We start from the raw sequence: 22323 nt of genomic DNA, 5'->3' as shown, positions 1-22323 counted from the left end.
TGAATTCACCCCGGACCGAAGAAGGCTGGCAGGCACTCGCGGTGCTGGATGTCTGTTCATCCCAAGTGCGTGCAGTTCAAGGCGCAGTGCTGGGCATGGACTTCAACGCGTGGATGTCCGCCAGCCAGGCATTGGATGCAGATCCCACTGCCATGACCCATTTATTCCCTGCCGTCGAGGCGGGCCTGACGCAAGCATTGAACAAACCATCTCCGGACAACCCACATGGCTGAACGTAACCTATCGATTCGACTGGCTGTCATTGACGGCGGCAAAGTCAAAGCCGAACTGGCAGATGTGGGCGAAGCCGGAGAGCGATCACTCAAAAAGATCGAGTCGGCATCGCAACCTGCCTCTGCTGGTCTGAACCTGCTGTCCAAGGCGGCCAACGATGCCTTCGTGCGCATGGAAGACGCCACTTCCCGTCTAGGGATGCTGGGCAGTGTTCTCGGTCGCCTTGGACCCGCCGGGATGATCGTGGGGGCATCCGTTGCTGCGCTCGGCTATGGCATGCATCAGCTGGTCGTGCCGGTGGCTGAAGTGGGCGAAGAGCTCAACAAGCTCTCCCAAAAAACTGCTGTCTCGGTCGAGGCCTTGTCGGCGCTGCTGTATGCCTCCGAACTGTCGGACGTGAGTGCCGAGAGCCTGACCAAGGCACTCAAATTTCTCTCGACCGCCATGTTTGATGCCAAGGTCAAGGGTGGCGAAGGCAGTGCGGCGCTCAAGGCGTTCGGGGTCTCGGCGCTGGATGCGCAGGGGCAGATTCGTCCAACTGAGCAGGTGCTTTTGGATCTGGCGGAGAAATTCGCAGCCATGCCCGACAGCGCAGAAAAGGCGGCGCTCGCCGTCAAACTGTTCGGCAAGAACGGGTTGGACATGATCCCCATGCTCAACCAGGGGCGCGATGGGTTGACCGAGATGATGGAAGAGGCCAAACGCCTCGGCCTGGTCATGTCTGCCGATGCAGCACGCGCTGCAGAGGAATTCAACGACAACATGAAGCGTTTGCACGCGGTCAACGAAGGCGTGCAGCGCCAAATCGGATCCGCGTTGTTGCCGATCCTGGCCGATCTGACGGAGCAGATGTTCCTGGCCAAAACCGAGGCCGGTGGTTTCACAAGCGAGTTGCAGGCCATCACGCACAACCGGCAACAGGTTCTGTCCTTCCTCGAGGAGGTCTCAACTGGGCTGGGATTCATTGCCGAGTCGGCAGTGCTTGCCAAGCGTGTGATCAGCCAACCGTTTGACAGTCTGCAGGTGGTTGCCAAGGACGTGGAGACCTGGATCAAGACCGACATGCTGCGCTCCATGAAGTCCATGGGCTATGACGAGACGCAGATCAATGCCGAAATCGCCAAGTTGCAAGCGGCGCGCGATCGGTTCGTCGAGGCGGCCAACGACCGCTTGACGCACCTGACGGACAACCCAGGCTACGTCAACAAGATCGAAAAGTTCTTCGATGAGCAACGCCGCACTGTGCGCGTCATGGGGCAGAAGTTTGTCCTGGAAACGGCAGAGCAAGCTGCGCAGGTTCAGAAGATCTATGACGAGTTCCTGCCCAAGATGCCTCGCAAGCCGCCCAGCGGACTGGACCTGACAGGCTTTGAGAAGAACAACGAAGGCTTGCAATTCTTGAAGCAGTTGGAGCAACGCGCGCTGCGTGTCACCCAGGGTGAAGGCGCTGAGTTGCGCGCACGGGCCTTGGAGATCGAGCGCAAAGGCTACGCAGGCATCGTCAAGGAAGCAGAGAAATACATCGATGCCATTGAGCGGATCGAAAAACAGAAGGAAGCCGACAAGAAGTTCGAGGAATACGAGAAGGAGCTGCAAAAGGTCCATCAGATCACCGAAAACTACATCGGTAACAACCGCCTCAAGCAGGAAGAGTTGCAGTTGAAGCGCCAGCTTCTGGATGTGGGCGAGGTTGAGCGGGCCGCTTTGCAGACCCGCTTCGATATGGAGAAGGCTGCTGTCATGGCGTTGCGCCAGGCTGAGCAAATCAACGATCCAGGACTCAAGGCCGAGGCCATCGCTGCGATCAACGATGCCTTGGCGCGGCAGTTGCCGATCGTCGAAGAGCTCGCACGCGCCAACGTGGAATACCAGCGCAGCTTTGACTATGGTCTTCGCAGTTCCCTGCGCACCTACATCGAGGACGCGACCAATGCGGCCAAGCAGGCTGAACGTGCGGTAACCGGTGCCTTCAAGGGCATGGAGGACGCGATGGTTCAGTTTGTGACGACCGGCAAGGTGGACTTCAACAGCTTGGCCAACTCGATCATTGCGGACCTGGTGCGCATCCAGATCCAAAAAATGATCACCTTGCCAATGGCTGGGTGGATGAGCGGACTGAACCTCTTTGGCGGTTCAGGCGGCAATGGATTGGGAGGTGCATTTCCAGCAGGCGCTACGGACCTGATGTCGGGCGGCACGATGGTGGCGCACACCGGTGGCTTGATTGGCAGCGATGTGTTGGCCACGCGCTCGGTCGGGCTGCAGCACTTTGATGGCGCGCAGCGGTTTCATACCGGTGGCTTGGTGGCGGGCGAGGTGCCCATCATTGCGCAGCCAGGTGAGGCGGTTTTCACGCCAGGCCAGTTGCGTGCCTTGGGTGGTGCATTGGCAAAAAACAATCCATCGCCGGTCAAGGTGCTGGTGAATGTGACCAACCATGCCCCAGGCGTGGATGCGAGAGTTCAAACCACCCAACAACCTGATGGCAGCACTCGGCTGGATGTGATCGTCGAGCAGATCGAGGCACGCATGAATCGCTCCATCAACCAGGGTGTTGGCATTGCCCCCACGCTTGAGCGTCGCTATGGGCTTAATCCGGCGGTAGGAGCCTTGCGATGAGTGACGTGACCTTGCCCGCTGGCATCCCTGTCTGGCCGGACACCTTGCCGCTGCCGCGCATCGAGGGCTATGGGTTGGCCCCGCAATCGAATGCGGTTCGAACGGACATCGATGCCGGGACGGCTCGGATGCGCTTGCGCTCCACGAGCACGCTTTATCGGGTGCGCGCGGAGTGGCGTTTCTCGCAGGAGGCGTTTGCTGTGTTTGATGCCTGGTGGATGCATGTCCTCAACCAAGGCGTTCTTTGGTTTGCGATGCCCTTGGCGGGTGGCCTGGGTGTTCAGGCGGTGCAGTCTCGGTTCATTGCGCCATGGGACACCGAGCTGTTGCCTGGCAACCGCTGGCAGGTCAAAGCGCAATTGGAAGTGCAGGAATTCCCTCGGCTCACTGTCGACGAGACCCAAGTTGCTGCGGTGCTGGGGCCAGATGCCATTGCGCTGGGGCAACGACTGCACACCTGGCTCACCCAATCCATGGCTGCTGCTGATTACTGGTAGATCAATTAAAGGAACCCAATCATGACCCTCAAGACCCGGCTGGATGAAGCTGTGGGAACGATCGAGGGGGATGCCCAACTGCTCCATGAGATCGTCCACGGGGATGATCAGACGACCGTGGCCACGGAAAGCGGCCAGGTCAAGAGCGTGGCCAATGTCATTCATGGGGTTCAAACCCAACTTGATGCGTCCCGCCAAGATCTGACCAATCAGGTGGCTATGGCCACCCAACAAGCAAGCAATGCTGCGCAATCGGCCAGCAGCGCATCGACATCGGCCACAACAGCCAGCACCAAGGCTACTGCGGCCAGTGATTCTGCAACCAGTGCGGCAAGTTCCGCGACGGCTGCAGCGTCTTCGGCAAACACTGCCAGTACCAAAGCCAGTGATGCCAGCAGCAGCAAAACGGCAGCCGCCACCTCGGCAACCAATGCGGCCACCAGTGCCACCAATGCAGCGAGCTCGGCAACAGCGGCGGCAGCCTCGGCCACCACCGCGACGCAAAAGGCCAGCGATGCGGCCACCAGTGCCAGCTCTGCGGCGACCTCTGCCACCACGGCCAGCAGCAAGGCAACGGACGCCCAGTCTGCTTTGGCGTCGGCGCAGTCGCAGGCCTCGCTGGCTTCTGATTGGGCGCAGAAAACTGCTGCAACGGTCGATGGCACCGGATATTCGGCGAAGTATTGGGCCGGTCAGGCAGCCAACTCGGCAGCCGTGGTCACCACCAATACGGTGATTCCGGCAGATGTGTTTGCCGGGGATGGCGTCAAGACGGACTTCACCCTCAGTCACCCCGTGGCCTATCCGGGGGCGGTTCTAGTGACGGTGGCCGGAGTCCCGCAGGCACCGTTGGACGCGTACTCTGTTCCCGCCAGCACGACCCTGCGATTCGTGTCCGCCCCGGTGACAGGTGTGGTCATCAGCGTTCGGTATCTCGACAAGGAGGCTCAATCTGGCGCAGCTTCTGCACAGGAGTGGGCCACCAAAACCAGCGGTGTGGTTTCCGGATCGACGGAATATTCGGCCAAGTACCACGCCCAGGCAGCTGCAGCGAGTGCCACTTCGGCATCATCGTCTGCGACGGCGGCATCTGGCAGTGCGACATCGGCTGCAGGCTCCGCAACAACGGCTACGACCAAGGCTGCCGATGCAGGGACGTCGGCCACCAATGCGGCAACTTCAGCCACCACGGCCACCACCAAAGCCAGCGACGCTGCGACATCGGCGACCAATGCTGCCAACAGTGCCAGCGGTGCATCTGCCTCTGCGACAACGGCAACAGCTAAGGCCACCGATGCAAACAGCAGCGCAACAGCTGCGGCAAGTTCGGCCAGCAGTGCATCTGGCAGTGCCAGTCTGGCGCAGGATTGGGCGACCAAAACGACAGCCCCCGTCAGTGGCAGTGACTATTCGGCCAAGTACTACGCGCAGTCGATTTCTGCTTCGGCATCAACTGCCACGCAAAAGGCAACGGATGCAGCGGCCAGTGCGACGTCTGCGGCTGGTTCAGCAAGTACCGCCTCGACCAAAGCCTCGGATGCCGCAACGTCGGCGACCAATGCAGCGGCTTCGGCCAGTACCGCCAGTACGCAGGCGACTGCAGCGGCAACATCAGCCACGAATGCAGCGAGCTCCGCTACTGCAGCGGGAGGTTCGGCCACCACCGCAAGTGGCAAAGCGACGGACGCGGCAAACAGTGCCACGGCGGCAGCAACCTCTGCCAGCAATGCCAACACGAGTGCCACCAATGCGGCGGCTTCGGCCTCGTCGGCAGCTGGGTCAGCCACAACGGCAACGACCAAAGCTGGAGATGCAACGGCGAGTGCAACTGCCGCTGCTAATTCGGCGACTGCGGCGGCAGGCAGTGCCACAAGCGCAGCAGGGTCGTTGACGGCATCACAGGCGCAAGCAGCTCTGGCTTCTGATTGGGCACAAAAGACCACCGGTACGGTCGACGGGAGCGGTTACTCAGCTAAATACTGGGCAGGGCAAGCGGCAGGATCGGCAGCGGCGGTGACGGCCAATACGGTCATCCCCGCCGATGTGTTCACCGGTGATGGCGTGAAGACGGATTTCACAATCAGTCGACCTGTCGGGTATCCCGGTGCGTTGATGGTGACAGTTGCCGGGGTGCCTCAAGCGCCCTTGGATGCCTACACCACGCCAGCCACAACGACGCTCAGATTCAGCTCGGCTCCTGCCAGTGGCGTTGTGATCAGCGTTCGCTACCTGGACAAGGAAGCGCAGTCTGGCGCAGCCGCAGCCGAGGAATGGGCGAACAAGACGTCGGGTCCTGTTTCAGGATCGACCGAGTATTCGGCCAAGTACTACGCACAGTCCATTGCCGCCAATGCAGCGACGGCCAGTCAGCAAGCAACCAGTGCGGCGAATTCGGCAACGGCATCGGCTGGCAGTGCCACCGCATCGGCGAATTCTGCGACGGCTTCAGCAGCATCGGCCACCCAAGCTCAGAGCTACATGAGCCAAGCACAGGGGTATGCCGCTGCAGCGGGGGGATCCAACGTCGCACCACAGGTCTTTACCGGCAATGGTTCGGCCACGGACTTCAGTCTGAGCACGGCAGCGTCCAGCGTTCACAAATTGATCGTGACGGTCAATTACGTGGTGCAGGACTCGCTCGATGCCTACGTCCTGGTCAATTCCGGGGCGACTTTGCGATTCACATCAGCACCAGCCGCCAGCGCGCGGATTGTGGTGCGTTACATCTAACTAGGAGAAATCATGGCGATTACGCGCATCCCCAAGGCGGGGCTGGATGATGCCTTGCAGACTGAAATCAATGGCAAGTTGGACAAGGCCGGTGGGACCATGACCGGAACCCTCACCATGTCCAATGGGGCGCTCTTCAAAAGCAGCGTGACGGGTGACGATGCTCGCAACACGGGCTACAAGATGGGAGACGGCCAAGACATCGGAGAGATGGGGCGCTCGAGCCAGTACTACGACGATCGGGCCAGCAACTGCAATGGCTATCTGCCCAATGGCAATTGCGCAAGCAACGCCAACTGGGTTCCCCCCAATGTGAACTGGTGGACATGGGGTCTGGGGTTTAACTATTGCGCCAACAGCGGTCAGTACGACGGAGTCGGTGGAACGAGTTATGCCAACTACGCCGTCCCTTCCGTAGGCCTGAACTATGACGGCTACTACTTGGCGCAAGATGAAATCGGTGGCGCGGAGTACCACCGCTGGTACCGAGCCTGCAATTGCAACTGCAACTGCGGCAGCTACTCCAATTGCAACTGTGGCTCCACCGCCTTCAATTGCCGAACCAATTGCAACTGCAACTGCAATTGCAACTGCAGCACCGATTGCTGAGGGGTTGAAAGATGAAAAATTCAACGACCGTTGGCGGTCGCCTGTTCAACATTCCGTCCCCACCAGAATCGTTCGGTGCTTTCCCCGTCAGTTACCGCGTCGAGCGGGACGTGCAAGCTCAGACGATCACGGTGACTCCTTGGCGCATCAACCCTGAGACGAATGAGAAGGAATATGGCTCACGCCCCTTCGTGTTCGATCCAGCGGCCATCAGGCAGCACATTGATTTGGGCAAGCACTGGGGCATCCATACCAACTGGGCCTTGGAGGCTCGCTTTGGCTGGGAGGATTTGGGACATTTGCATTCAGTGTTCCCGCAGACGAATCTGCACAAAAACCCGTTCTTGCTTGGGCGTCCTCTGCATCCACGCACGGTGTTGTTCTTCGTCCCCTTTGAAGACAGCCCGATCGAGGAGGTGGCGGTCCTGGTGTACGCACCGCAAACCATGCCACCCGAGGGCTTTGCGGAGTTTCTTGAAGTGCGCTCGCGTGTGTCGCTCTACAACGCCGTGCTGCCCTCGTTGGAGTTGGACGTTCCGAATGTCTGCGCTGCAGGTGAAGCGATCACTTGCACGGTCAGGCTCATTCAGCCTGTTTATGAAACCGAAGACATGCCTGCAATCGAAACGCGCAGTGGTGTTCTTTACCTGGAGTGCGAGGCAGGTTTTCTGCCCAAGACCAAGGTCCCTATCGTTGGTGGTGTCGCAAGTTTCAAATGGGTGGCGTTGGGGCTGGAGCCGCAGGATCAGGGACTGATCAAGGTGGGCTTCAAGTATTTCAGCCACAAGATCGGTGCTGCTGTGGAGGTGGTTTGATGTGGGCGGTGCATGCGGACAACATTCCAAGCCACATGACGGTTGCCGCATACCTGCGGCGCGAGACAGATTTCGAGGCAGCCATCAAGGCTGTTTCAGATCCGGAACTTGAGCGTCTTGTGGCGATCAGGGACGCTCCAGGTGTGCGGGTGCCGTCCAATCTGGACCACGCATTCGCAGCGGCATTTGATCGTTTTGATTCGCTGATCTGGGAGTCTCAAGTCAGTGCAGCCAGTCCGGGCCTGTTTCGCAACCTGTCATTGGCTCACACGGGACATCCCGTTGAAGCGATGGACCCCTATTTGTGCCAGGACCCGTGTCGGTACAGCGGTGCCGACCATTTGGCGTTTGCGCATCGCTCAGAGGTGGGGCGATACCTGGCCATTGGGACGATGCTCGATCAGTTCACCCTGACCATTGGGTCGGGGCGGCTGACAGTGTTGGTGCCGCCCAATCCTCGGGGTGTTCCCCTGGTGCATCCACACCGGGATACCTCGATCTTTGAAGAGCTCAGACTGGACATTTGCTTGGCTGTGTCACCGGGTGTGGTCCTGTCGATCGATGGGCAGGATGACCTGAGCTTCAACCCGGGTGAGTGCCTGTGGATGAACTGCTCGGGTTACGAGCACACCTTGGTCAATCGGAAATCCTGGTTGGGGAGTCGTTGCAGTGTGCATTTCAGCGTTTGGCCGTGGATCGAGTTTGACCACTCAACAAGGACATATAGACCGAACCGCTTTTATGGCTGCAAGCACCCAATCCAAATGATTCTTGATGGAGATCTGACCCGATGACGCCAGCCGCTACATATCAACTGCTGAGCCTCTGGCCCAGTCATGTGTTGATCGACCAACTCTCAGAGTTGGAGGATGTGCGGGAGGCCCTGGCGCAGGAGGCTGCAACCTTCTACGAGCGCCACACCCAAACGTCAGCCAAGATGGCGCATCGAGCCGACACCGTGTCAATGATGCGTGAGCAACCCAGCCAAGCGTTGTTGCGCTTGCTGGACGCCATCGAGCAGAGAGTGGCCACCTATGTGCGGCAAGCGTACACATCGCTCGATCCTTGCGAGTTGGCCATTACCTACAACACCTTCGTGAATCGCCAGCGTGGGCTGGGCAAGTGGGCCATCCCGCATCGGCATGTTGGAAATCAGTTGGTGGCCACCTATTACCCCCGAGTCCATCTCGGGGCCAATGAAGGGCGAGATGCCGTTGGCTTGCCCGGGGCATTGTGTTTTCACGATCCCAGACCGGTGCAGGCCAACTGGATGCTCCGACATGAAAACAAGCTCTTCGCACAAACGCCCCAACAAGGGGCGTTGTTCATTTTCCCGGGCTATCTGGAGCACTCCACGTTTCCTCTGTTCGACCCGGAGAGCGACAAGGTCGCCATCGTCACCAATGTGCGTTTCACGCACCGTGATGACCGGGGTGGTGACCTGACTTGGTCCGCTGAACAAATCCGTGCGCACGCCAAAGCCCAGACCCAGCACCCAAACAATCCCATGGAGCCCATTCAATGAGTCTCGATCTTTCAGTCCGTCAGGGCTACGCCGTCGAAGTGGTCCAGGTTGATGAATCGAACCTGGTGATGACCGTACTGGTCGCCAACCCCGACGGTAAAGCCGCTGGCCGTCACATCTTCAACCTCAAGACGCTGCCCGGTGCCGATTTGGCCAAGGTGTGTCGCGAGGCCTATCCCATCGCGTTCGAGGAATTCATCCCATGAAATTTACCCTGACCCTCAATGGCCAGAACAACTTTGTGCGACAGGCGCTCTACAACCCGGAGGATTCCAGTTTGGTCTGGGCTGACAACGAAGAGCGTTTGCCGCTGCCGCAGGCATTTCCAAAGCAAGAGGACATGCAGTGGCCACCGTTTTGGCATCTGCATCACCCCAGCAACCCGGCTGGCAAATCTAAAGCCATCAGGCACCTCAAGTTGCAATTGGGGCTCAAGTGCAACTACGCCTGCCAGTATTGCTCTCAGGCGCACCAGCCACATGACATTGATGGACACCCGGACGACGTCGCTCCATTCATGCAGCAACTCGAAGGCTGGTTTGCTGGTGGCGACGATGGCAAGGGTGCTGGCGTCAAGATTGAATTTTGGGGCGGTGAGCCTTTTGTGTATTGGAAGCTCCTCAAACCGCTGGGCGAGGCGGTCAAGGCTCGCTACCCGAATGCGCAGTTGTCCATCGTCACCAATGGCTCCCTCTTTGATGACGAAAAGCTCGCTTGGGTCGAGACCCTTGATGTGGGCATCGGTCTGTCGCATGACGGTCCTGCACAGTCTTACCGTGGTCCTGATCCACTGAACGACCCCGAGAGCCTGGCTCAGATCAAACGCTGGGTGTCTCGGCGCATGTCGATTGACCGCATGAGTTTCAACACGGTCTTGCATCGTCACAACCAGTCGCTCAAGTCGGTGCGCCTGTACTTTGCTGAAAAGCTGGATCTACCCGTGCAGGCCGTGGTGCTTGCCACTGAGGAGGTGATGCTTCCCTACGATCAGAGCGGATTGTCGTTGGCGCTTCATGGGAACGATCACGCCCGCTATTTGCACCAGATGTTCTGGGAGCTGGTCTCGGGCTCAGGGATGGCCGTTGGAACCATGCGCGACAAAGTGGATGAATTCATGCGCTCCCAGGCGCAGTCACGTCCATTGGCAGCATTGGGTCAAAAGTGCGGAATGGATCGTGATGACTCGATTGCGGTGGACATGAAAGGCAATGTGATGACTTGCCAGAACATGAGTGCATCGACAAACCACAAGATTGGACACGTCGATCAATTTGAAGATATCAGCCTCAATACGGCCTACCATTTCAGCACGCGAAGCGAATGTCCACGTTGTCCCGTGGCGCAGCTTTGCAAAGGCGCATGTCTGTTCCTGGAGGGTGGTTACTGGGAGGCCGCGTGCGACAACTCCTTCAGCCACAACCTGGCTGTGTTGGCGGCGGCGCTTTACTACCAGACACAGGGATTGATCCTCACGCGCATAGAAGGTGACGCCATACGTCGTGACGCTGTCACGACGATAGATGTCATTCATCTGAGCTTTGTGGAAAGCAACGGCGACATGGGCACTGTTGTCCCCCCAGAGCCTATCGTCAAACCATTTCCTGTTCGGGTGACCCATGCCTGATGCCGCACTTTCTGAGGCACTGCGGGAGGCCTATGCAAGCGCTCCGAGCAATGTGGTCATCCTGCATACCCTGGAACTCCGGCACCCGGATTTCAAAGACGATGCGGGTAATACGACGGCGATCCGGGTGGTGCGTGATCAGCAAGACTTGCTGGCCAGGCTTGAGGCGTCAGCGCCAATCAATGCAGGCCAGCAGGTCCAGTTCGTGGCCATGGGCTTTGAGCTGGATTTGCCGCCGGTGGATATCGCGCCTGTTCCTGAAATCGCGATCACCCTGGATAACGTCACCCGGGAGATTGTGAAGCACTTGGACGAGGCATCGGTTTCAGAGTCACCCATTGAGGTGACCTACCGTCCGTATCTCTCCAACGATTTGAGTGGCCCACAGATGGATCCACCTATCACGCTCGTGATCACCGAAGTGGAGGCCGACGTGCAGCGGGTCACCGCGAAGGCGCGCATGGCAGACATTGGCAACAAGACCTTTCCGTCGCGTCTGTACACCGCAACCGAGTTTCCAGGGTTAGCCCGATGACAGATGAAGATTCACCGAGATGGGCGATCCAGTACATCGGTCGTCCGTGGATTGCAGGTGAGAGAGGCCCCGAGTCATTTGACTGCTGGGGCCTTTTTCTATGGGTCCAGAAGGCGCACTTCGGTCGTGACTTGCCTGTGATCCCGGTGGATGCCCTGAATCTGCGCACGGTCCTTCATACGTTCAAAAACCACCCGGAGAGACAACGCTGGGCGGCAGTCGATGTGCCCAAGCAGGGCGATGCCGTGTTGATGCGCCAGTCGCGACACCCCGTGCATGTGGGCGTGTGGGTTGATGCGGACGGCGGTGGTGTTTTGCACTGCGCCCAGCAGATCGGGGTGGTGTTTCAGCAATTGAGTTCTCTGGCCAGTCACGGCTGGCAGGTGGAAGGGTATTACCGATGGAAGGAATTGCCATGACAAGCGCTTGCATGTCAGGCTTGCCCAGTCCTGGACTGGTCATCTGGATGCGAAACCCGTTCGAGCCCAGTGATCGGCAGGTAAGCCATGTGTTTGGCTCGCCCACGATCGCACAGTGGATAAGTCGTGATGGGATTGAGTTCGACCAGCCCACGTTGATTTTGAAAAACGGTCAGCCGGTGCTGATGGCACACAGGGCAGTGACACTGATCGATGCAGGTGACGTAGTGGCTTTGGTTACTCTGCCGCAAGGCGGTGGAGGTGGCGGCAAGAACCCGCTGAGAACAGTCCTCATGATCGCCGTTCTGGTCGTCGCCAATGCATATGGCGGCGCACTGGCTGCCTCAATGGGGTATTCAGGAACGCTGGCCACGGCGGTGGCGTCCACTGCGATCGCGGTCACGGGTTCGGTGCTCGTCAATGCGCTGGTGCCATTGCCCAATCAGTCCTTGCCCTCGGCATCGGCCAACACGACCTCCCCCAGCCCGACCTACTCTTTGCAGGCGCGTGGCAACTATGGACGTCTGTCGCAACCAGTCCCCGTGATTTATGGCCATCATTTGGTGTACCCGGATCTGGCCACCATGCCCTATACCGAGTACGAGAACAACGAGGAATATCTGCATCAGTTGCATGTCATTGGTGTGGGTCAGTTTCAGTTTGAGGAGCTGTCCATCGATGACAGCCCGATCAGCTCGTTTGCCGAGGTGCAGGCGCAGGTGATTGAGCCTGGCGGTCAGAACACCTTGTTCAACCCCGATGTGGTCACGGCCCCAGAGGTGTCCGGTCAGGAATTGATTGCTATCAGCGACTCCGGTGCCATCGTCGGTCCCTTTGCCCTGAACCCGGTGGGCACACAGATCAATCAGGTCGGTGTCGATATGGTGATGCTGCGCGGCCTGTATTACGCCAATGACAGTGGTGCATTGGAGAGCCGGTCGGTGCAATGGCGCGTCGAAGTGCGAAGCATCAACGACGATGGCGATGCCACCTCAGGCTGGCTCCATGTGGCAGATGAAACCTACTCGGCTGCAACCAACACAGCGCAACGCCTGTCGTTCAAGTATCCGGTATCGCCTGGACGTTATGAGATTCGTCTGCAACGCCTGGATGCACGAGACACCAGCAACCGAGCTGGTCACGAGCTGCGCTGGGGCCAGGCCAAGGGCTATTTGGCGGGATCGAATCTGCCCACTGACCTGACCTACTTGGCGCTCAGGATGCGCGCCACCGACAACTTGTCGCAACGCTCCTCACGGCTGGTCAACTGCCAGGTGACGCGCAAGCTCTCCATTTGGAACCCGAGCACTGGATGGTCTGCACTGCAGCCCACCCGCTCGATTGCGTGGGCCTTTGCAGATGCGGCCAAGTCCAGCTATGGCGCAGGGTTGCCTGACCGGCAATTGGACCTGGCAGCTTTGGCACGTTTGGATGCGATGTGGTCGGCACGAGGGGACACCTTCAATGCTGTGTTCGATCAGAACCAGACTGTGTGGGATGCCTTGGGGCAGATTGCCCGGACGGGGCGTGCTGTACCGTTCCTGCAGGGCGGGATTGTTCGCATCGTTCGTGATGAAGCCAAGACCATCCCGGTGGCGCTCTTTTCTGCACGAAACATCGTGCGCAACAGCTTGAAGATTCAGTACCTGATGCCAGGTGATGCCACGGCGGATGCGGTCACGATCGAATACGTCAATCCCAAGAGCTGGAAGCCTGACGAGTTCACGGTAGCCTTGCCCGGATCGCAAGCAGCCAAGCCTGCGCGTGTGAGGTTATTTGGCTGCACCGATAAGGCGCAAGGCGTTCGTGAGGGGAAATACATCGCGGCGGCCAATCGGTATCGCCGACGGATCGTGACCTTTCGCACTGAGCTGGAAGGGTTGATCCCGACCTATGGAGATTTGATTGCTCTGAGCCATGACATTCCTCGTTGGGGTGTGAGTGGCGAGGTCTTAAGCTGGGACGGCCAGACGAGAACCGTGCGGTGTTCCGAGCCGCTGAGTTGGCAGTCAGGAGCCGTTCACTACCTCGTTTTGCGAAAGCCCGATGGCTCGGTCTCTGATGCTATCGAGGTCACGCCGGGCGCAACTGCCACCCACGCCATCCTGAAAACTCTACCCGGCTTTGAGCCACAGGTCGGTGCTGACCGAGAGCGAACGCACTTTGCTTTTGGTGTGGGCCAGTCCTGGTCCCAGATGGCGCGCGTCATGAGCGTCAAGCCTAGGGCTGAGCAGGTCGAGCTGACTTGCGTGGCCGAGAACGCGTTGGTGCATACCGCCGATCAATCCTGATCTGAACCTGATTTTTGTAACCGCCCGCCGAGGAGCAATCCCGGCGGGTTTCTTTTTGGAGAAATGAATGCCAGAACCGACAAGTAGTGGGGTCGCCGGAGCAGCAGTGGCCTACAAGGCGCTGGGAGGAACAGCAGCCGCTGTTGCGAGCGGGGCCACGCTGGCTGCCGTGGTGGTCATGTTGATGACTCCGCCACGAAACAAGAGGGAGTGGGCCGTTGGCCTGATCAGCACGGTGGTGTCCAGCATCGGCGGCGGTGCATTTACCGTCGAGCACTTCGATCTGCATCACTGGGCGTTTTCAACCATGGGACTGTGTGCCATGGGCGGTTTGATCTTCGCCTGCGGCCTGCCGGGGTGGGCGATGGTGCGCTGGACGTTTGCTTTCATCGACAAGCGCCGGGATGACTCGCTTGATGCGGTGGCAAAGGATGTGAAGGAGCTGCTATGAAGCCGATTGAGTTCATCGCAATGATCGGATCTTCCGCGCAGGCTACTGCCAAGCGCACGGGCGTCTTCGCCAGCATCACGATTGCTCAGGCGGCATTGGAGTCCGGCTGGGGTGAGTCGGGCCTGGCCAAAGTGGGCAAGAACCTCTTTGGCATCAAAGCCGACAGCCGCTGGCGGGGAGAGACATTAATCCTGCAGACCAAGGAATTCATCCGTGGCCAGTGGGTTATGGTTCCTGCCAAGTGGCGCAAGTACGCCAGCTGGCAAGAAAGCATCGATGACCACGCTGCCTTCCTCAAGCAAAACCCACGCTATCAGCCGTGCTTCCAATGCCTGAGGGCTGAGGCGTTTGCACAAGCACTGGCCAAGGCCGGGTATGCCACTGATCCAGGCTATGCCGACAAGGTGATCAATCTCATGAACCAGCACAAGCTGCAAGCTTTGGACGGAGGTGCGCCATGAGCTGGATTTCCAGATTCATCTACGCCAACTGGAATTACCTGATGGGCGGTCTCGTGCTGCTGATGGTATTTATCTGTGGAGTTCAGATCGGCGAGTCCCGGATTCAACGGGAGTGGAATGCTGAAAAGTTGCGAGCGGCTCTGGTCATGGCCAAGCAAGAGCAACGCGCCGCTGATGTGCAGCAATCTCAAAGTCAAATCAATCGGGAAATCTCAAATGAATACGCCAAAAAATCAAAGGCGCTGGGCATTCGCTTGCCTAGTATTCGTCCTGACGGGGTGTGCAGCAGCACCCCAATCAGTGCCGGGAGTGTGCCCACCGTTTCCGAAGCTCCCGCAGGAGCTGCAAGCCTCCCCGCCGACGCTCTATCTCTTACCGCTGGAGATGCGGGAGCGGTGAGTTGCGCTCAGTTGAGCAAGGGCGCTGCCCAAACCACCCTGATGCTCCTCGAGGTGCAGCGGTGGTACCAAAAACAATCAGCAATTGAACCTTAAACAGAAGCCCGGCTTGTCTTAGGACAGGTCGGGCTTTTTGTCGTTTGTGCCGTCGGTAATACTTCTGGATCGATGGGAATCTAATCCTTCTTGTCTTTATCGATCAGGGAAAAAAGGGTTTTCATTGCGCTGGCGTGTGCAAATCCCTCATAGATCTTGTCATCGAGGAGCTCCCTGGCTGACGGGCCATCCTTACACTTTCCTCCAGCCTTCATCAATGCATCGACCATTTCTGTATCGTTACTTCGCCTGTAAAGGTGCGAGTACTTGGCGATATCAAGAGGGAAGTCTCCCTCGTTGTCTGGAATGTTTGGGTCTGCGCCGTGTTTAAGCAGATGAATGGCCAGTCCATAGTAGGTCTCATCAACTGCCACGTACAAAGCAGTGCGTCCCTCGTCATCACGAAAATTGATGTCATGCCCTGATTTGAGCAAGTGATCCACCAGCCTCCCGTTCCCGTCGCTGGCGGCGATGACGAGTGCGTCTGGCGCATCAAGGTATGGATATTTTGACAAGTCCAGCGGATCGTCTTCAAAATCTTGATTAGAAGTTTCGCTCATTGATCCTCCAGCTTTTTCTTGTTGTCTGTGTCAATCTCTTCAAGAAAGCTTTTCAGTTGTCCGCGACTTCCACTGCGAGGTAGACCTAACGTGATTCGCTCAATTCTGAACTCACGATCTTTTCGATTGGCCTCAGCTTTTTCTCGAGATAGCTTGAAACGGGTGGACAAGTCAGGATCTGAAAAGAACGCAATGCATTCGCCTTGATGTGCAAGAGCATCTAGCTCATCCTGGGTAATACAGAGGTGGACGTGCTTGTCGCAAGTTGAGCAATGCTTAATGCCCGCTTTATCTGTCTCCGTGAGTTCGAACCAATTTTTCGGGCATTCGAACTCCATCTCGCAGTTGAGAAATTGATGTGGAGACGTGCTTGGTGCAGGCGTCGACATGATTAAAGACTCTTTCTGGATTTGTGAGAAACGTTGCCACTTCCGCGTTGCATGACGATGCTCCCTGTATAGATGGCATCGGCCTCGAAATATCGAGTTTGGGTCACGCTGACGGAGTCATCATTGCCAATCGCAAGAAAGTAGTTACCTGGGCAGAGATTCCCGAAATTGACCGCACCACCGTTACTCCTTCTGGATTGGACAACGCGCGAATTTCCCGGGCTACCAGATCGTAGTTCCACAAGAACTCCCTCTCCAAACGTTTGAAGCGTGATGTTGTACTCAGTGTTGCATGCCGCTGCACTTCCGACCATGCCAAGGAGGAGCAGTGCAGAAATCAGATACTTATTCATGGTCATCCTCCAGGTTGTTGTCGAAATGTTTGGCCTTGATCGATTGCAGAAAGGTGATCAGGTCCTCTAAATCCGCCGCAGCAAACATTCCTGCCTGCGACAGCTCGATTGCAGATTCGCCGATGTTTAGCATGTTCTCTTGAAGAATTTTTACGGCATGCTCTTCAACAATATCTCGACCATCCAGCTTCATCGAGGAAATCCATTCACCTCGCATGTATGCCGACCGGTTGATGTTTTCGATCAAGTCGTCGACGGTGTGGAGATCGTCACGGTATTCGCCGGGTTTGTTCTCGAAGGTTGAGACTTCGCCGTTGTCTAGGCCGCCAGCTTTCTCTGAGCGCCGAGTGCCGTTGATGGTGAGAACCATTGTGTGATTGATCATCTCGACTCCTCAGGTGCAACGTCTTTGATCTCATAGATGTCTTCAAACCAGACGGTGGGTTTCCAATAATCCCTGTCGGTTGGCTTGCTCCCGACTTTGTTCCAAACGGTTGTTCGAACATACTTGCCCTTGAGAGCGGTTGCCTTGGCGAGCGTTTTGGGGATGTCCCACTTTTTGAGGAGCTTGAGTCCGTTGCTGAGCTCAATTTGCGTGTATTGGGTCGGGCCTCGTTGTCGATCTATCGTGACGACTTTTGCGTCTTCGAGAATCGCTCCATCGGTCACATCAATGACCTGGTTCTCGTAGTTGACCTTGGACATCTCCTGATCCTGGACGGCCTCTTTGGCTTCGAGTTCAGAGATGCGGGCAAGGAGCACTTTTCTGTCTTCGTTGGCCTCCTCGAGTGCAGAGACGAGGCCTTCAACTTCGCCCTTGTTCAAAAGATCGGAGAGGTCTTGCTGATTGCGGAGTTGGCCACTCTTGTAGAGAGGATGAAGGACATCGCGTATGAATTCTGGAGTGATCCGGGGGTCATCAGATTGGCGTGCGTCGGAGAGTGCCTTGGTCAGATTGGCTTCTGTGCGGATATCTGATTCAGCAGGGAGTACGGTGAAAACAGGTGGGAGCTTTTGAGTGTCCTGGCTGTCCTTGATGACCAATCGCCACCGCCCTAAGTCCTTCCTAACGGGGTAGAGGGTGACGAGGTTCGCGATGACGTGATATCGCTTGTCCGTCAGTTCGCGTCGATTTTGTTGATCGGTCCCAGTTTCGTCATAGACCAGATTCTCAAGAAAGACTTTTCGATCCGAGAGAACAGCACCAATCCGCAGCGGGATCGTGTCGAGGATTGCGTGAGTGGTTAGGTGGGCTCTCATGTTTCTCTCGTTCCTTTGCTCTTAATTTCTTGCCGACATTCCTTGTTGAAGGGAAGTCGAAGAATTCATCCCTGGGTAATAAGTCGAGTCGAAAACCATATCGGTTAGCCATCGCTTGAAATTGGGGTTGTCGCTGAATTGTTTGAACAGTTCAGTGTGGTCGGACAATAGTTCCAAAACGACCCGGTTGAGCGCCTTGTCGTGCTCAAGCTTTGCGTTCTGCTTATCGGAGTTCGCCAGAGCGTTCTGGTACGCCTTGTCTTGAGCAACACGCGCGGGGATTTCTTCGGCGATGACTCTGCGAATCTTGTCTTCGTCTTTCCAGTCGATGTTGCCGAACAGATCGTTGAAAGTCTTGACAATCGCAGAGAGCCTATCGACTTCTGCCTCGCCTTTGCCACCTCCTGTGCCTGGTGGAACTGGCTCGACAGTGGCATCGGTGTCGTCCATTGCCATCTTCAGCGCCGCTTTGGCTTCCACTCGGTAGCTATCCATGTCAATGGTTTCCAGCACCCCTTTGGACAGGTCAGCCTCCATTGGCGCGGGCAGCTTTGGAATCAGAAAGTTTAGAAAGATCGACAGTTTTTCCCACGTTGGGTGGCCGTAACTCAGGATCGCGGCAAGGAAGCCGTAGCTGCGCACGAAGGCCTTGGCTTTGCCCTTGAACTTGACTTGATCGTCCTCGCCGAGCTTGTCAGCATATTCAGCCACGCAAGCATCGAGAATGGGGTCGAGTTTGTCCCGGTCAGCGCCGCTCATGTACAGCGCCACCAAGTCTTCCACCTGCTGCCAGCTGTACACCTGCTGCCTGTCGAGCTCGTCCTTCAGATCATGTAGCTTGTTTGCGTCGGTTTCGCCGGTCTGTATGGTGGCGCGGTAGTAGTCCTGGAACGCCGCCTTCACCGCTTCGGCGTTGTCGGCGAAGTCGAGCACGAAGGTGTCGTGTTTTTGCGGGTGCGCGCGGTTCAGGCGTGACAGGGTCTGCACCGCCAGGACGCCCGCCAGCGGCTTATCCACATACATCGTATGCAGCAATGGTTCATCAAAGCCGGTGACGAACTTGTTGGCGACGATCAGGAATCGATACGGGTCTTGCTTGAGATTGGCAGGAATGTCTTTGCTCGGAAACCCGTTGAGATCGGCTTCGGTCTTCTTCTGGCCACCAATCTCGAAGTCGCCCGAGTACGCCACAATGGCTTTGTAAGGGCTCTTGATCTGCGTGAGGTAGTCCGACACCTCACGGTAGTAATCAATGGCCCGCGCGATACCGCTGCACACGATCATCGCTCGCGCCTTGCCACCGATCTTCTGTTTGCCCGCCACCTGCGCGATGAAGTGATCGACCATGATCTCGGCCTTGCGGCGGATGGCCTTGTCGTGCGATTCGACGTAGTGGCGAATCTTCTTCAGCGCCTTCACCTTGTCGAATTCCGGGTCGTCCGCCACCGTCTTGGCCACTTGGTAGAAGCTGTCGTAGGTGGTGTAGTTCTCCACTACGTCGAGGATGAACTTCTCCTGGATGGCCTGCTTGGTGGTGTAGGTCAGTTCTTCGGGCGAGCAGAACTGCACCTTGTCGCCGACTAGGGTCTTCTCGCCGAACAACTCCAGCGTCTTGTTCTTGGGCGTGGCAGTGAACGCAAAGTAGCTGGCGTTGGCCAGAAGCTTGCGCGAGGCGATACGCTTCTCGATCTCCGCGTTGACAGCGTCCTGCGTGCTGTCCTCTTCGAACTCCTCCTCGGCAGCCTTGCCGCCGAGGGCTTCGTGCATCCGCGCCGTGGTCTTGCCGCCTTGGCTGGAATGCGCTTCGTCGATCAATAGAGCGAACTTTTTGTCGCTGAGGTCGCCCAGCTCATCGAGGATGAATGGGAATTTTTGCACCGTCGTGACGATGATCTTCTTGCCCCGGCGCAGGTACTCACGCAGCTCCTGCGCGTTGTCGGAGTGGCCGAAGATCGCCGCCACGTGGTCATAACCCTTGATGGTGCGGGCAATCTGCGTGTCCAGCGCGCGCCGGTCGGTAATGACGATGATGGAGTCGAACTGCGCCGTCATCGGGTCGTCCGCGAGGCGCAGCTCCACCAACTGGTGTGCTAGCCAGGCAATTGTGTTGCTCTTGCCGCTGCCTGCCGAATGCTGGATCAGATAACGCTTACCCACCCCGTCGGTATGGGCGCGGCGCAGCAGCGCACGCACCGTGCGCAACTGATGGAAGCGCGGGAAAATCTGCTTACGCTTCTTGCGCTTCTTGCCGCTGGTATCCGCTTCTTCCTCTTCCACCACCTGCGCGTAACTTTCGATGATGTTGGCCAGCGACTCGCGGGTCAGGACCTGCTTCCAAAGGTAATCGGTCTTCAAACCATCCGGGTTGGGTGGATTGCCCGCGCCGCTGTTCCAGCCCTGGTTGAATGGAAGAAACCACGAGGCTTTGCCCTTAAGCTCGGTGCAGAACGCTGCCTCCGTGTCATCTATGGCGATGTGCGCCACGCAACGCCCCAACTGGAACAGCAGCTCCTGTGGGCTGCGCGTGGTTTGATACTGGACGATGGCGTTGGCCAGGGTCTGCTTTGTTAACGAGTTCTTCAACTCGAACGTCAGCACCGGTAGCCCATTTATGAAGATCGCCAAGTCCAGCTCGTTGCCGGAATCGTTGCTATAGCGAACCTGCCGGGTGACGCTGAAGATGTTCTTGCCGAAAGCGTCAGCTGCGGCGGCGTTGCCAGGCGTGGGCAGTAGCTTGTATAGATCGACATGTACCGGCCCGTGGCTAACGCCCTTGCGCAGCACGTCCACGACGCCGCGCTTGGTGATCTCGCCTTGCAGCCGGTGCAGGAACTGGGTGCGCTTGATACCTTCCGCTGCCAGTTCCAGCGTATCCACTGCCTTTGGCTGGGTGGCCTGCAAGAAGGCCAGCAACTGCGTTACATCCAGCGCCACGTCGCGGTTGTAGTCGGTGGATTTGCCTTGAACGTAGCCGTTGTGGGTTGCGGCGAAGTCCGTGGTAGCAAGCTCATGGCTGTACTCAGGCTGCGGCACGCCGGTCAAGCCGCGCACCACGCGCGCCTCGAACCAGCGCTCGCTGGTGTCAGTCTTCGCCATCGCCATCCTCCTCTTCGGTCACATCTTCTGAGTCATCGCCGAGCGCAGCTAGCGCCGCGTCGTCCACCATGTCCTCCGGGCCGGGCTGCCAGCCGCGCACGTCTACTTGGCCGGTGACTACATCGGCAATTAGGCGATCGCGGTATTCCCTGATCAGCTTGATTTCGTCTTCGTTGCGGGCAATGGCGTCGTCAAATATCCGGCATTCGCTCTTGATCCAATCGCAAATGAGCCTCTGCTCCTCCACTGTTGGAAGAAAAACCGGAAGCGCCTTGACCTTGGCAGCATTCAAATTTGCTTGAGTGCTTGTGCTCGCAAGATTCCTGATGTGACGCTCCAAGCTACGAAGCCAAAAGAACAGGAATTCGGGTAACAGCACGTCGCACTTCGGCTCAAGCCCGAGGATCGCTTGATTTATTGCAGCGTCTATCTCAAGTACTGCAGCTTTGCCGATGCTGGCATACATCGTGTAGAGCACTGCTCCAGCAGGGACAACGGTCAATCGCTTCGACAGTAACCCGGCTTGAGTCAGTCGCTTGGTCGAGGTAACAACGCGATCTGCCCTTGTCACATCCCCGATTAATAGCCACGGTGTTCCATCGCTGCTGTCAGACCAAAAGCTGTCAACTCCGGTATCTGGCGTGCCGCCTGCGTGAATCCGGGAAACGCAATACTTCAAGCGAGACGTATCCCAATTCACCGGCATCTCGCCTAGCCATTCAATGCCGGATGGCTTGAGCGGGACGGTAGGATCGAGGCCGCGCGTGACGCCGTGGTCGATGATGCGCAGCTTCTGTTCGGTCAGCAGCTCGATGAGTTCGCGTTTGGCCTTTATGAAGCGGGCGATTTGTGCGTCCTGCGCGCGAAGGTAGGAGACGATCTGGTCTTGCTCATGGCGCGGAGGGACAGGAATTGGAATTTGTCCAAACTGGTCGAAATATAACCGGAGGCGCATATCCATTATGCCCCTCGACCTTATTTTGAACTGCTGAAGATATTTCTTCGTCCTGAATAGAAAATGATAATAGTCGGTGTTGCACGACTTGATTGGTCTCAAAATATCATAGGCGGGACTCGTAACGCCTTGATAGTGAGAGGCGCCAATCGCTCCCATCCAAGCGAGGAGCTTGTTGCAAATTATGTCTCCTTCTTTTACTACCCAATATCCATCGGTTGTAGAGGCTTTGTTGCCGCGTTGTTCAAGGCTTTTTCTCGGTCTTACGCCAATATGGGTGTAAACAGATAGCAACTCCATCTGGTTATTTGCCGGAGCCTTTTCAATGACCAGGCGGAACATTTGTTTGGTGCGCAGAATGGCCCACGAATCAGGTAAATGTTCAAACCATTTCAAATCAGTTCGT

The 22323-nt window shown here is 57.4% G+C and carries 26 protein-coding genes; 16 read left to right on the top strand and 10 right to left on the bottom strand.

Annotated elements, in window-relative coordinates; genetic code table 11:
* Positions 1 to 41 precede the first annotated feature (41 nt).
* From ICW03_RS10055 to ICW03_RS10045, 3 genes are read left to right on the top strand one after another with little or no spacing between them, the layout of a single operon-like run.
* Positions 42 to 233, top strand: coding sequence for a hypothetical protein (locus tag ICW03_RS10055; RefSeq protein WP_215347839.1), 192 nt, complete (start codon positions 42 to 44; stop codon positions 231 to 233).
* The gene (locus ICW03_RS10050; protein WP_215347837.1) at positions 226 to 2853 is read left to right on the top strand and encodes a phage tail tape measure C-terminal domain-containing protein; all 2628 of its coding nucleotides are present in this window, start codon (positions 226 to 228) and stop codon (positions 2851 to 2853) included. Before ICW03_RS10055 ends, ICW03_RS10050 begins: the two co-directional genes overlap by 8 nt.
* The gene (locus tag ICW03_RS10045; protein ID WP_215347835.1) at positions 2850 to 3350 is read left to right on the top strand and encodes a hypothetical protein; all 501 of its coding nucleotides are present in this window, start codon (positions 2850 to 2852) and stop codon (positions 3348 to 3350) included. Before ICW03_RS10050 ends, ICW03_RS10045 begins: the two co-directional genes overlap by 4 nt.
* A gap of 209 nt (positions 3351 to 3559) precedes the next feature.
* Here ICW03_RS10045 and ICW03_RS10040 read toward each other — a convergent pair whose 3' ends face one another.
* The 3 genes from ICW03_RS10040 to ICW03_RS10030 form a co-directional block, all read right to left on the bottom strand.
* Positions 3560 to 4015 (bottom strand): hypothetical protein, encoded by a 456-nt coding sequence (locus ICW03_RS10040; protein WP_215347834.1) that lies wholly within the window; start codon positions 4013 to 4015, stop codon positions 3560 to 3562.
* Between the two features lie 282 nt (positions 4016 to 4297).
* Complete coding sequence (locus ICW03_RS10035) at positions 4298 to 4729, bottom strand: hypothetical protein (protein ID WP_215347832.1); 432 nt, start codon at positions 4727 to 4729, stop codon at positions 4298 to 4300.
* A gap of 42 nt (positions 4730 to 4771) precedes the next feature.
* Positions 4772 to 5221, bottom strand: coding sequence for a hypothetical protein (locus tag ICW03_RS10030; RefSeq protein WP_215347830.1), 450 nt, complete (start codon positions 5219 to 5221; stop codon positions 4772 to 4774).
* Positions 5222 to 5237: 16 nt separating this feature from the next.
* On the opposite strand from ICW03_RS10030, the gene ICW03_RS10025 reads away from it, so the two are divergent.
* On the top strand, positions 5238 to 6080 hold the full coding sequence (locus ICW03_RS10025) for a hypothetical protein (protein WP_215347828.1): 843 nt from the start codon (positions 5238 to 5240) through the stop codon (positions 6078 to 6080).
* Here ICW03_RS10025 and ICW03_RS10020 read toward each other — a convergent pair whose 3' ends face one another.
* Complete coding sequence (locus ICW03_RS10020) at positions 6081 to 6713, bottom strand: hypothetical protein (RefSeq protein ID WP_215347826.1); 633 nt, start codon at positions 6711 to 6713, stop codon at positions 6081 to 6083.
* Here ICW03_RS10020 and ICW03_RS10015 point away from each other — a divergent pair.
* The 11 genes from ICW03_RS10015 (at position 6701) to ICW03_RS09965 (ending at position 15304) form a co-directional block, all read left to right on the top strand.
* Entirely contained in the window at positions 6701 to 7504 is an 804-nt protein-coding gene (locus tag ICW03_RS10015) for a hypothetical protein (protein ID WP_215347824.1), read from the top strand. The two genes, ICW03_RS10020 and ICW03_RS10015, sit on opposite strands and share 13 nt — an antisense overlap.
* Complete coding sequence (locus ICW03_RS10010; protein WP_215347822.1) at positions 7504 to 8298, top strand: hypothetical protein; 795 nt, start codon at positions 7504 to 7506, stop codon at positions 8296 to 8298. The genes ICW03_RS10015 and ICW03_RS10010 overlap by 1 nt, the downstream gene beginning before the upstream one ends.
* The gene (locus ICW03_RS10005; protein ID WP_215347821.1) at positions 8295 to 9029 is read left to right on the top strand and encodes a 2OG-Fe(II) oxygenase family protein; all 735 of its coding nucleotides are present in this window, start codon (positions 8295 to 8297) and stop codon (positions 9027 to 9029) included. Before ICW03_RS10010 ends, ICW03_RS10005 begins: the two co-directional genes overlap by 4 nt.
* Complete coding sequence (locus tag ICW03_RS10000) at positions 9026 to 9235, top strand: hypothetical protein (RefSeq protein ID WP_215347820.1); 210 nt, start codon at positions 9026 to 9028, stop codon at positions 9233 to 9235. Before ICW03_RS10005 ends, ICW03_RS10000 begins: the two co-directional genes overlap by 4 nt.
* Positions 9232 to 10653, top strand: coding sequence for a radical SAM/SPASM domain-containing protein (locus ICW03_RS09995; protein ID WP_215347819.1), 1422 nt, complete (start codon positions 9232 to 9234; stop codon positions 10651 to 10653). The genes ICW03_RS10000 and ICW03_RS09995 overlap by 4 nt, the downstream gene beginning before the upstream one ends.
* On the top strand, positions 10646 to 11188 hold the full coding sequence (locus ICW03_RS09990; RefSeq protein ID WP_215347818.1) for a DUF1833 family protein: 543 nt from the start codon (positions 10646 to 10648) through the stop codon (positions 11186 to 11188). The genes ICW03_RS09995 and ICW03_RS09990 overlap by 8 nt, the downstream gene beginning before the upstream one ends.
* Entirely contained in the window at positions 11185 to 11607 is a 423-nt protein-coding gene (locus ICW03_RS09985) for an NlpC/P60 family protein (RefSeq protein ID WP_215347817.1), read from the top strand. Before ICW03_RS09990 ends, ICW03_RS09985 begins: the two co-directional genes overlap by 4 nt.
* Entirely contained in the window at positions 11604 to 13898 is a 2295-nt protein-coding gene (locus tag ICW03_RS09980; protein ID WP_251374392.1) for a host specificity factor TipJ family phage tail protein, read from the top strand. The genes ICW03_RS09985 and ICW03_RS09980 overlap by 4 nt, the downstream gene beginning before the upstream one ends.
* Before the next feature lie 67 nt (positions 13899 to 13965).
* A complete protein-coding gene (locus ICW03_RS09975; RefSeq protein ID WP_108401922.1) occupies positions 13966 to 14349 on the top strand; it encodes a hypothetical protein in 384 nt (127 codons plus the stop codon).
* Positions 14346 to 14810: a glycoside hydrolase family 73 protein gene (locus tag ICW03_RS09970; protein WP_215347816.1), complete on the top strand. Its 465-nt coding sequence runs from the start codon at positions 14346 to 14348 to the stop codon at positions 14808 to 14810. The genes ICW03_RS09975 and ICW03_RS09970 overlap by 4 nt, the downstream gene beginning before the upstream one ends.
* Positions 14811 to 14851: 41 nt before the next feature.
* Positions 14852 to 15304: a hypothetical protein gene (locus tag ICW03_RS09965; RefSeq protein WP_215347815.1), complete on the top strand. Its 453-nt coding sequence runs from the start codon at positions 14852 to 14854 to the stop codon at positions 15302 to 15304.
* Positions 15305 to 15384: 80 nt separating this feature from the next.
* On the opposite strand, the gene ICW03_RS09960 is transcribed toward ICW03_RS09965, so the two are convergent.
* Complete coding sequence (locus tag ICW03_RS09960) at positions 15385 to 15864, bottom strand: ankyrin repeat domain-containing protein (protein WP_215347814.1); 480 nt, start codon at positions 15862 to 15864, stop codon at positions 15385 to 15387.
* A complete protein-coding gene (locus tag ICW03_RS09955; RefSeq protein WP_215347813.1) occupies positions 15861 to 16253 on the bottom strand; it encodes a hypothetical protein in 393 nt (130 codons plus the stop codon). The genes ICW03_RS09960 and ICW03_RS09955 overlap by 4 nt, the downstream gene beginning before the upstream one ends.
* A 23-nt stretch (positions 16254 to 16276) precedes the next feature.
* Between ICW03_RS09955 and ICW03_RS09950 the strand changes: the two genes are divergently transcribed.
* Complete coding sequence (locus tag ICW03_RS09950) at positions 16277 to 16489, top strand: hypothetical protein (protein ID WP_215347811.1); 213 nt, start codon at positions 16277 to 16279, stop codon at positions 16487 to 16489.
* A 109-nt stretch (positions 16490 to 16598) separates the two neighbouring features.
* On the opposite strand, the gene ICW03_RS09945 is transcribed toward ICW03_RS09950, so the two are convergent.
* The 4 genes from ICW03_RS09945 to ICW03_RS09930 are packed head-to-tail and all read right to left on the bottom strand — an operon-like array spanning position 16599 to position 22313.
* Positions 16599 to 16991, bottom strand: a complete 393-nt coding sequence (locus ICW03_RS09945) for a hypothetical protein (protein WP_215347809.1) — start codon at positions 16989 to 16991, stop codon at positions 16599 to 16601.
* Complete coding sequence (locus ICW03_RS09940; RefSeq protein ID WP_215347807.1) at positions 16988 to 17866, bottom strand: hypothetical protein; 879 nt, start codon at positions 17864 to 17866, stop codon at positions 16988 to 16990. The genes ICW03_RS09945 and ICW03_RS09940 overlap by 4 nt, the downstream gene beginning before the upstream one ends.
* A 21-nt stretch (positions 17867 to 17887) precedes the next feature.
* The gene (locus tag ICW03_RS09935) at positions 17888 to 20962 is read right to left on the bottom strand and encodes a type I restriction endonuclease subunit R (protein WP_215347805.1); all 3075 of its coding nucleotides are present in this window, start codon (positions 20960 to 20962) and stop codon (positions 17888 to 17890) included.
* Positions 20949 to 22313, bottom strand: coding sequence for a restriction endonuclease subunit S (locus ICW03_RS09930; protein WP_215347803.1), 1365 nt, complete (start codon positions 22311 to 22313; stop codon positions 20949 to 20951). Before ICW03_RS09930 ends, ICW03_RS09935 begins: the two co-directional genes overlap by 14 nt.
* Positions 22314 to 22323: the final 10 nt, after the last annotated feature.

This window comes from Polynucleobacter sp. MWH-Aus1W21, from assembly GCF_018687275.1.
Taxonomy (GTDB): domain Bacteria; phylum Pseudomonadota; class Gammaproteobacteria; order Burkholderiales; family Burkholderiaceae; genus Polynucleobacter.
Note: the sequence above shows the minus strand (reverse complement) of the source record. Positions and strands in the feature narration are given on the sequence as shown.

Coding starts and splice junctions, on each gene's coding strand:
- ICW03_RS10050 (WP_215347837.1), top strand. CDS start 226: ATGGCTGAACGTAACCTATCGATTCGACTGGCTGTCATTGACGGCGGC.
- ICW03_RS10045 (WP_215347835.1), top strand. CDS start 2,850: ATGAGTGACGTGACCTTGCCCGCTGGCATCCCTGTCTGGCCGGACACC.
- ICW03_RS10015 (WP_215347824.1), top strand. CDS start 6,701: ATGAAAAATTCAACGACCGTTGGCGGTCGCCTGTTCAACATTCCGTCC.
- ICW03_RS10010 (WP_215347822.1), top strand. CDS start 7,504: ATGTGGGCGGTGCATGCGGACAACATTCCAAGCCACATGACGGTTGCC.
- ICW03_RS10005 (WP_215347821.1), top strand. CDS start 8,295: ATGACGCCAGCCGCTACATATCAACTGCTGAGCCTCTGGCCCAGTCAT.
- ICW03_RS10000 (WP_215347820.1), top strand. CDS start 9,026: ATGAGTCTCGATCTTTCAGTCCGTCAGGGCTACGCCGTCGAAGTGGTC.
- ICW03_RS09995 (WP_215347819.1), top strand. CDS start 9,232: ATGAAATTTACCCTGACCCTCAATGGCCAGAACAACTTTGTGCGACAG.
- ICW03_RS09990 (WP_215347818.1), top strand. CDS start 10,646: ATGCCTGATGCCGCACTTTCTGAGGCACTGCGGGAGGCCTATGCAAGC.
- ICW03_RS09985 (WP_215347817.1), top strand. CDS start 11,185: ATGACAGATGAAGATTCACCGAGATGGGCGATCCAGTACATCGGTCGT.
- ICW03_RS09980 (WP_251374392.1), top strand. CDS start 11,604: ATGACAAGCGCTTGCATGTCAGGCTTGCCCAGTCCTGGACTGGTCATC.
- ICW03_RS09975 (WP_108401922.1), top strand. CDS start 13,966: ATGCCAGAACCGACAAGTAGTGGGGTCGCCGGAGCAGCAGTGGCCTAC.
- ICW03_RS09970 (WP_215347816.1), top strand. CDS start 14,346: ATGAAGCCGATTGAGTTCATCGCAATGATCGGATCTTCCGCGCAGGCT.
- ICW03_RS09965 (WP_215347815.1), top strand. CDS start 14,852: ATGGGCGGTCTCGTGCTGCTGATGGTATTTATCTGTGGAGTTCAGATC.
- ICW03_RS09960 (WP_215347814.1), bottom strand. CDS start 15,864: ATGAGCGAAACTTCTAATCAAGATTTTGAAGACGATCCGCTGGACTTG.
- ICW03_RS09955 (WP_215347813.1), bottom strand. CDS start 16,253: ATGTCGACGCCTGCACCAAGCACGTCTCCACATCAATTTCTCAACTGC.
- ICW03_RS09945 (WP_215347809.1), bottom strand. CDS start 16,991: ATGATCAATCACACAATGGTTCTCACCATCAACGGCACTCGGCGCTCA.
- ICW03_RS09940 (WP_215347807.1), bottom strand. CDS start 17,866: ATGAGAGCCCACCTAACCACTCACGCAATCCTCGACACGATCCCGCTG.
- ICW03_RS09935 (WP_215347805.1), bottom strand. CDS start 20,962: ATGGCGAAGACTGACACCAGCGAGCGCTGGTTCGAGGCGCGCGTGGTG.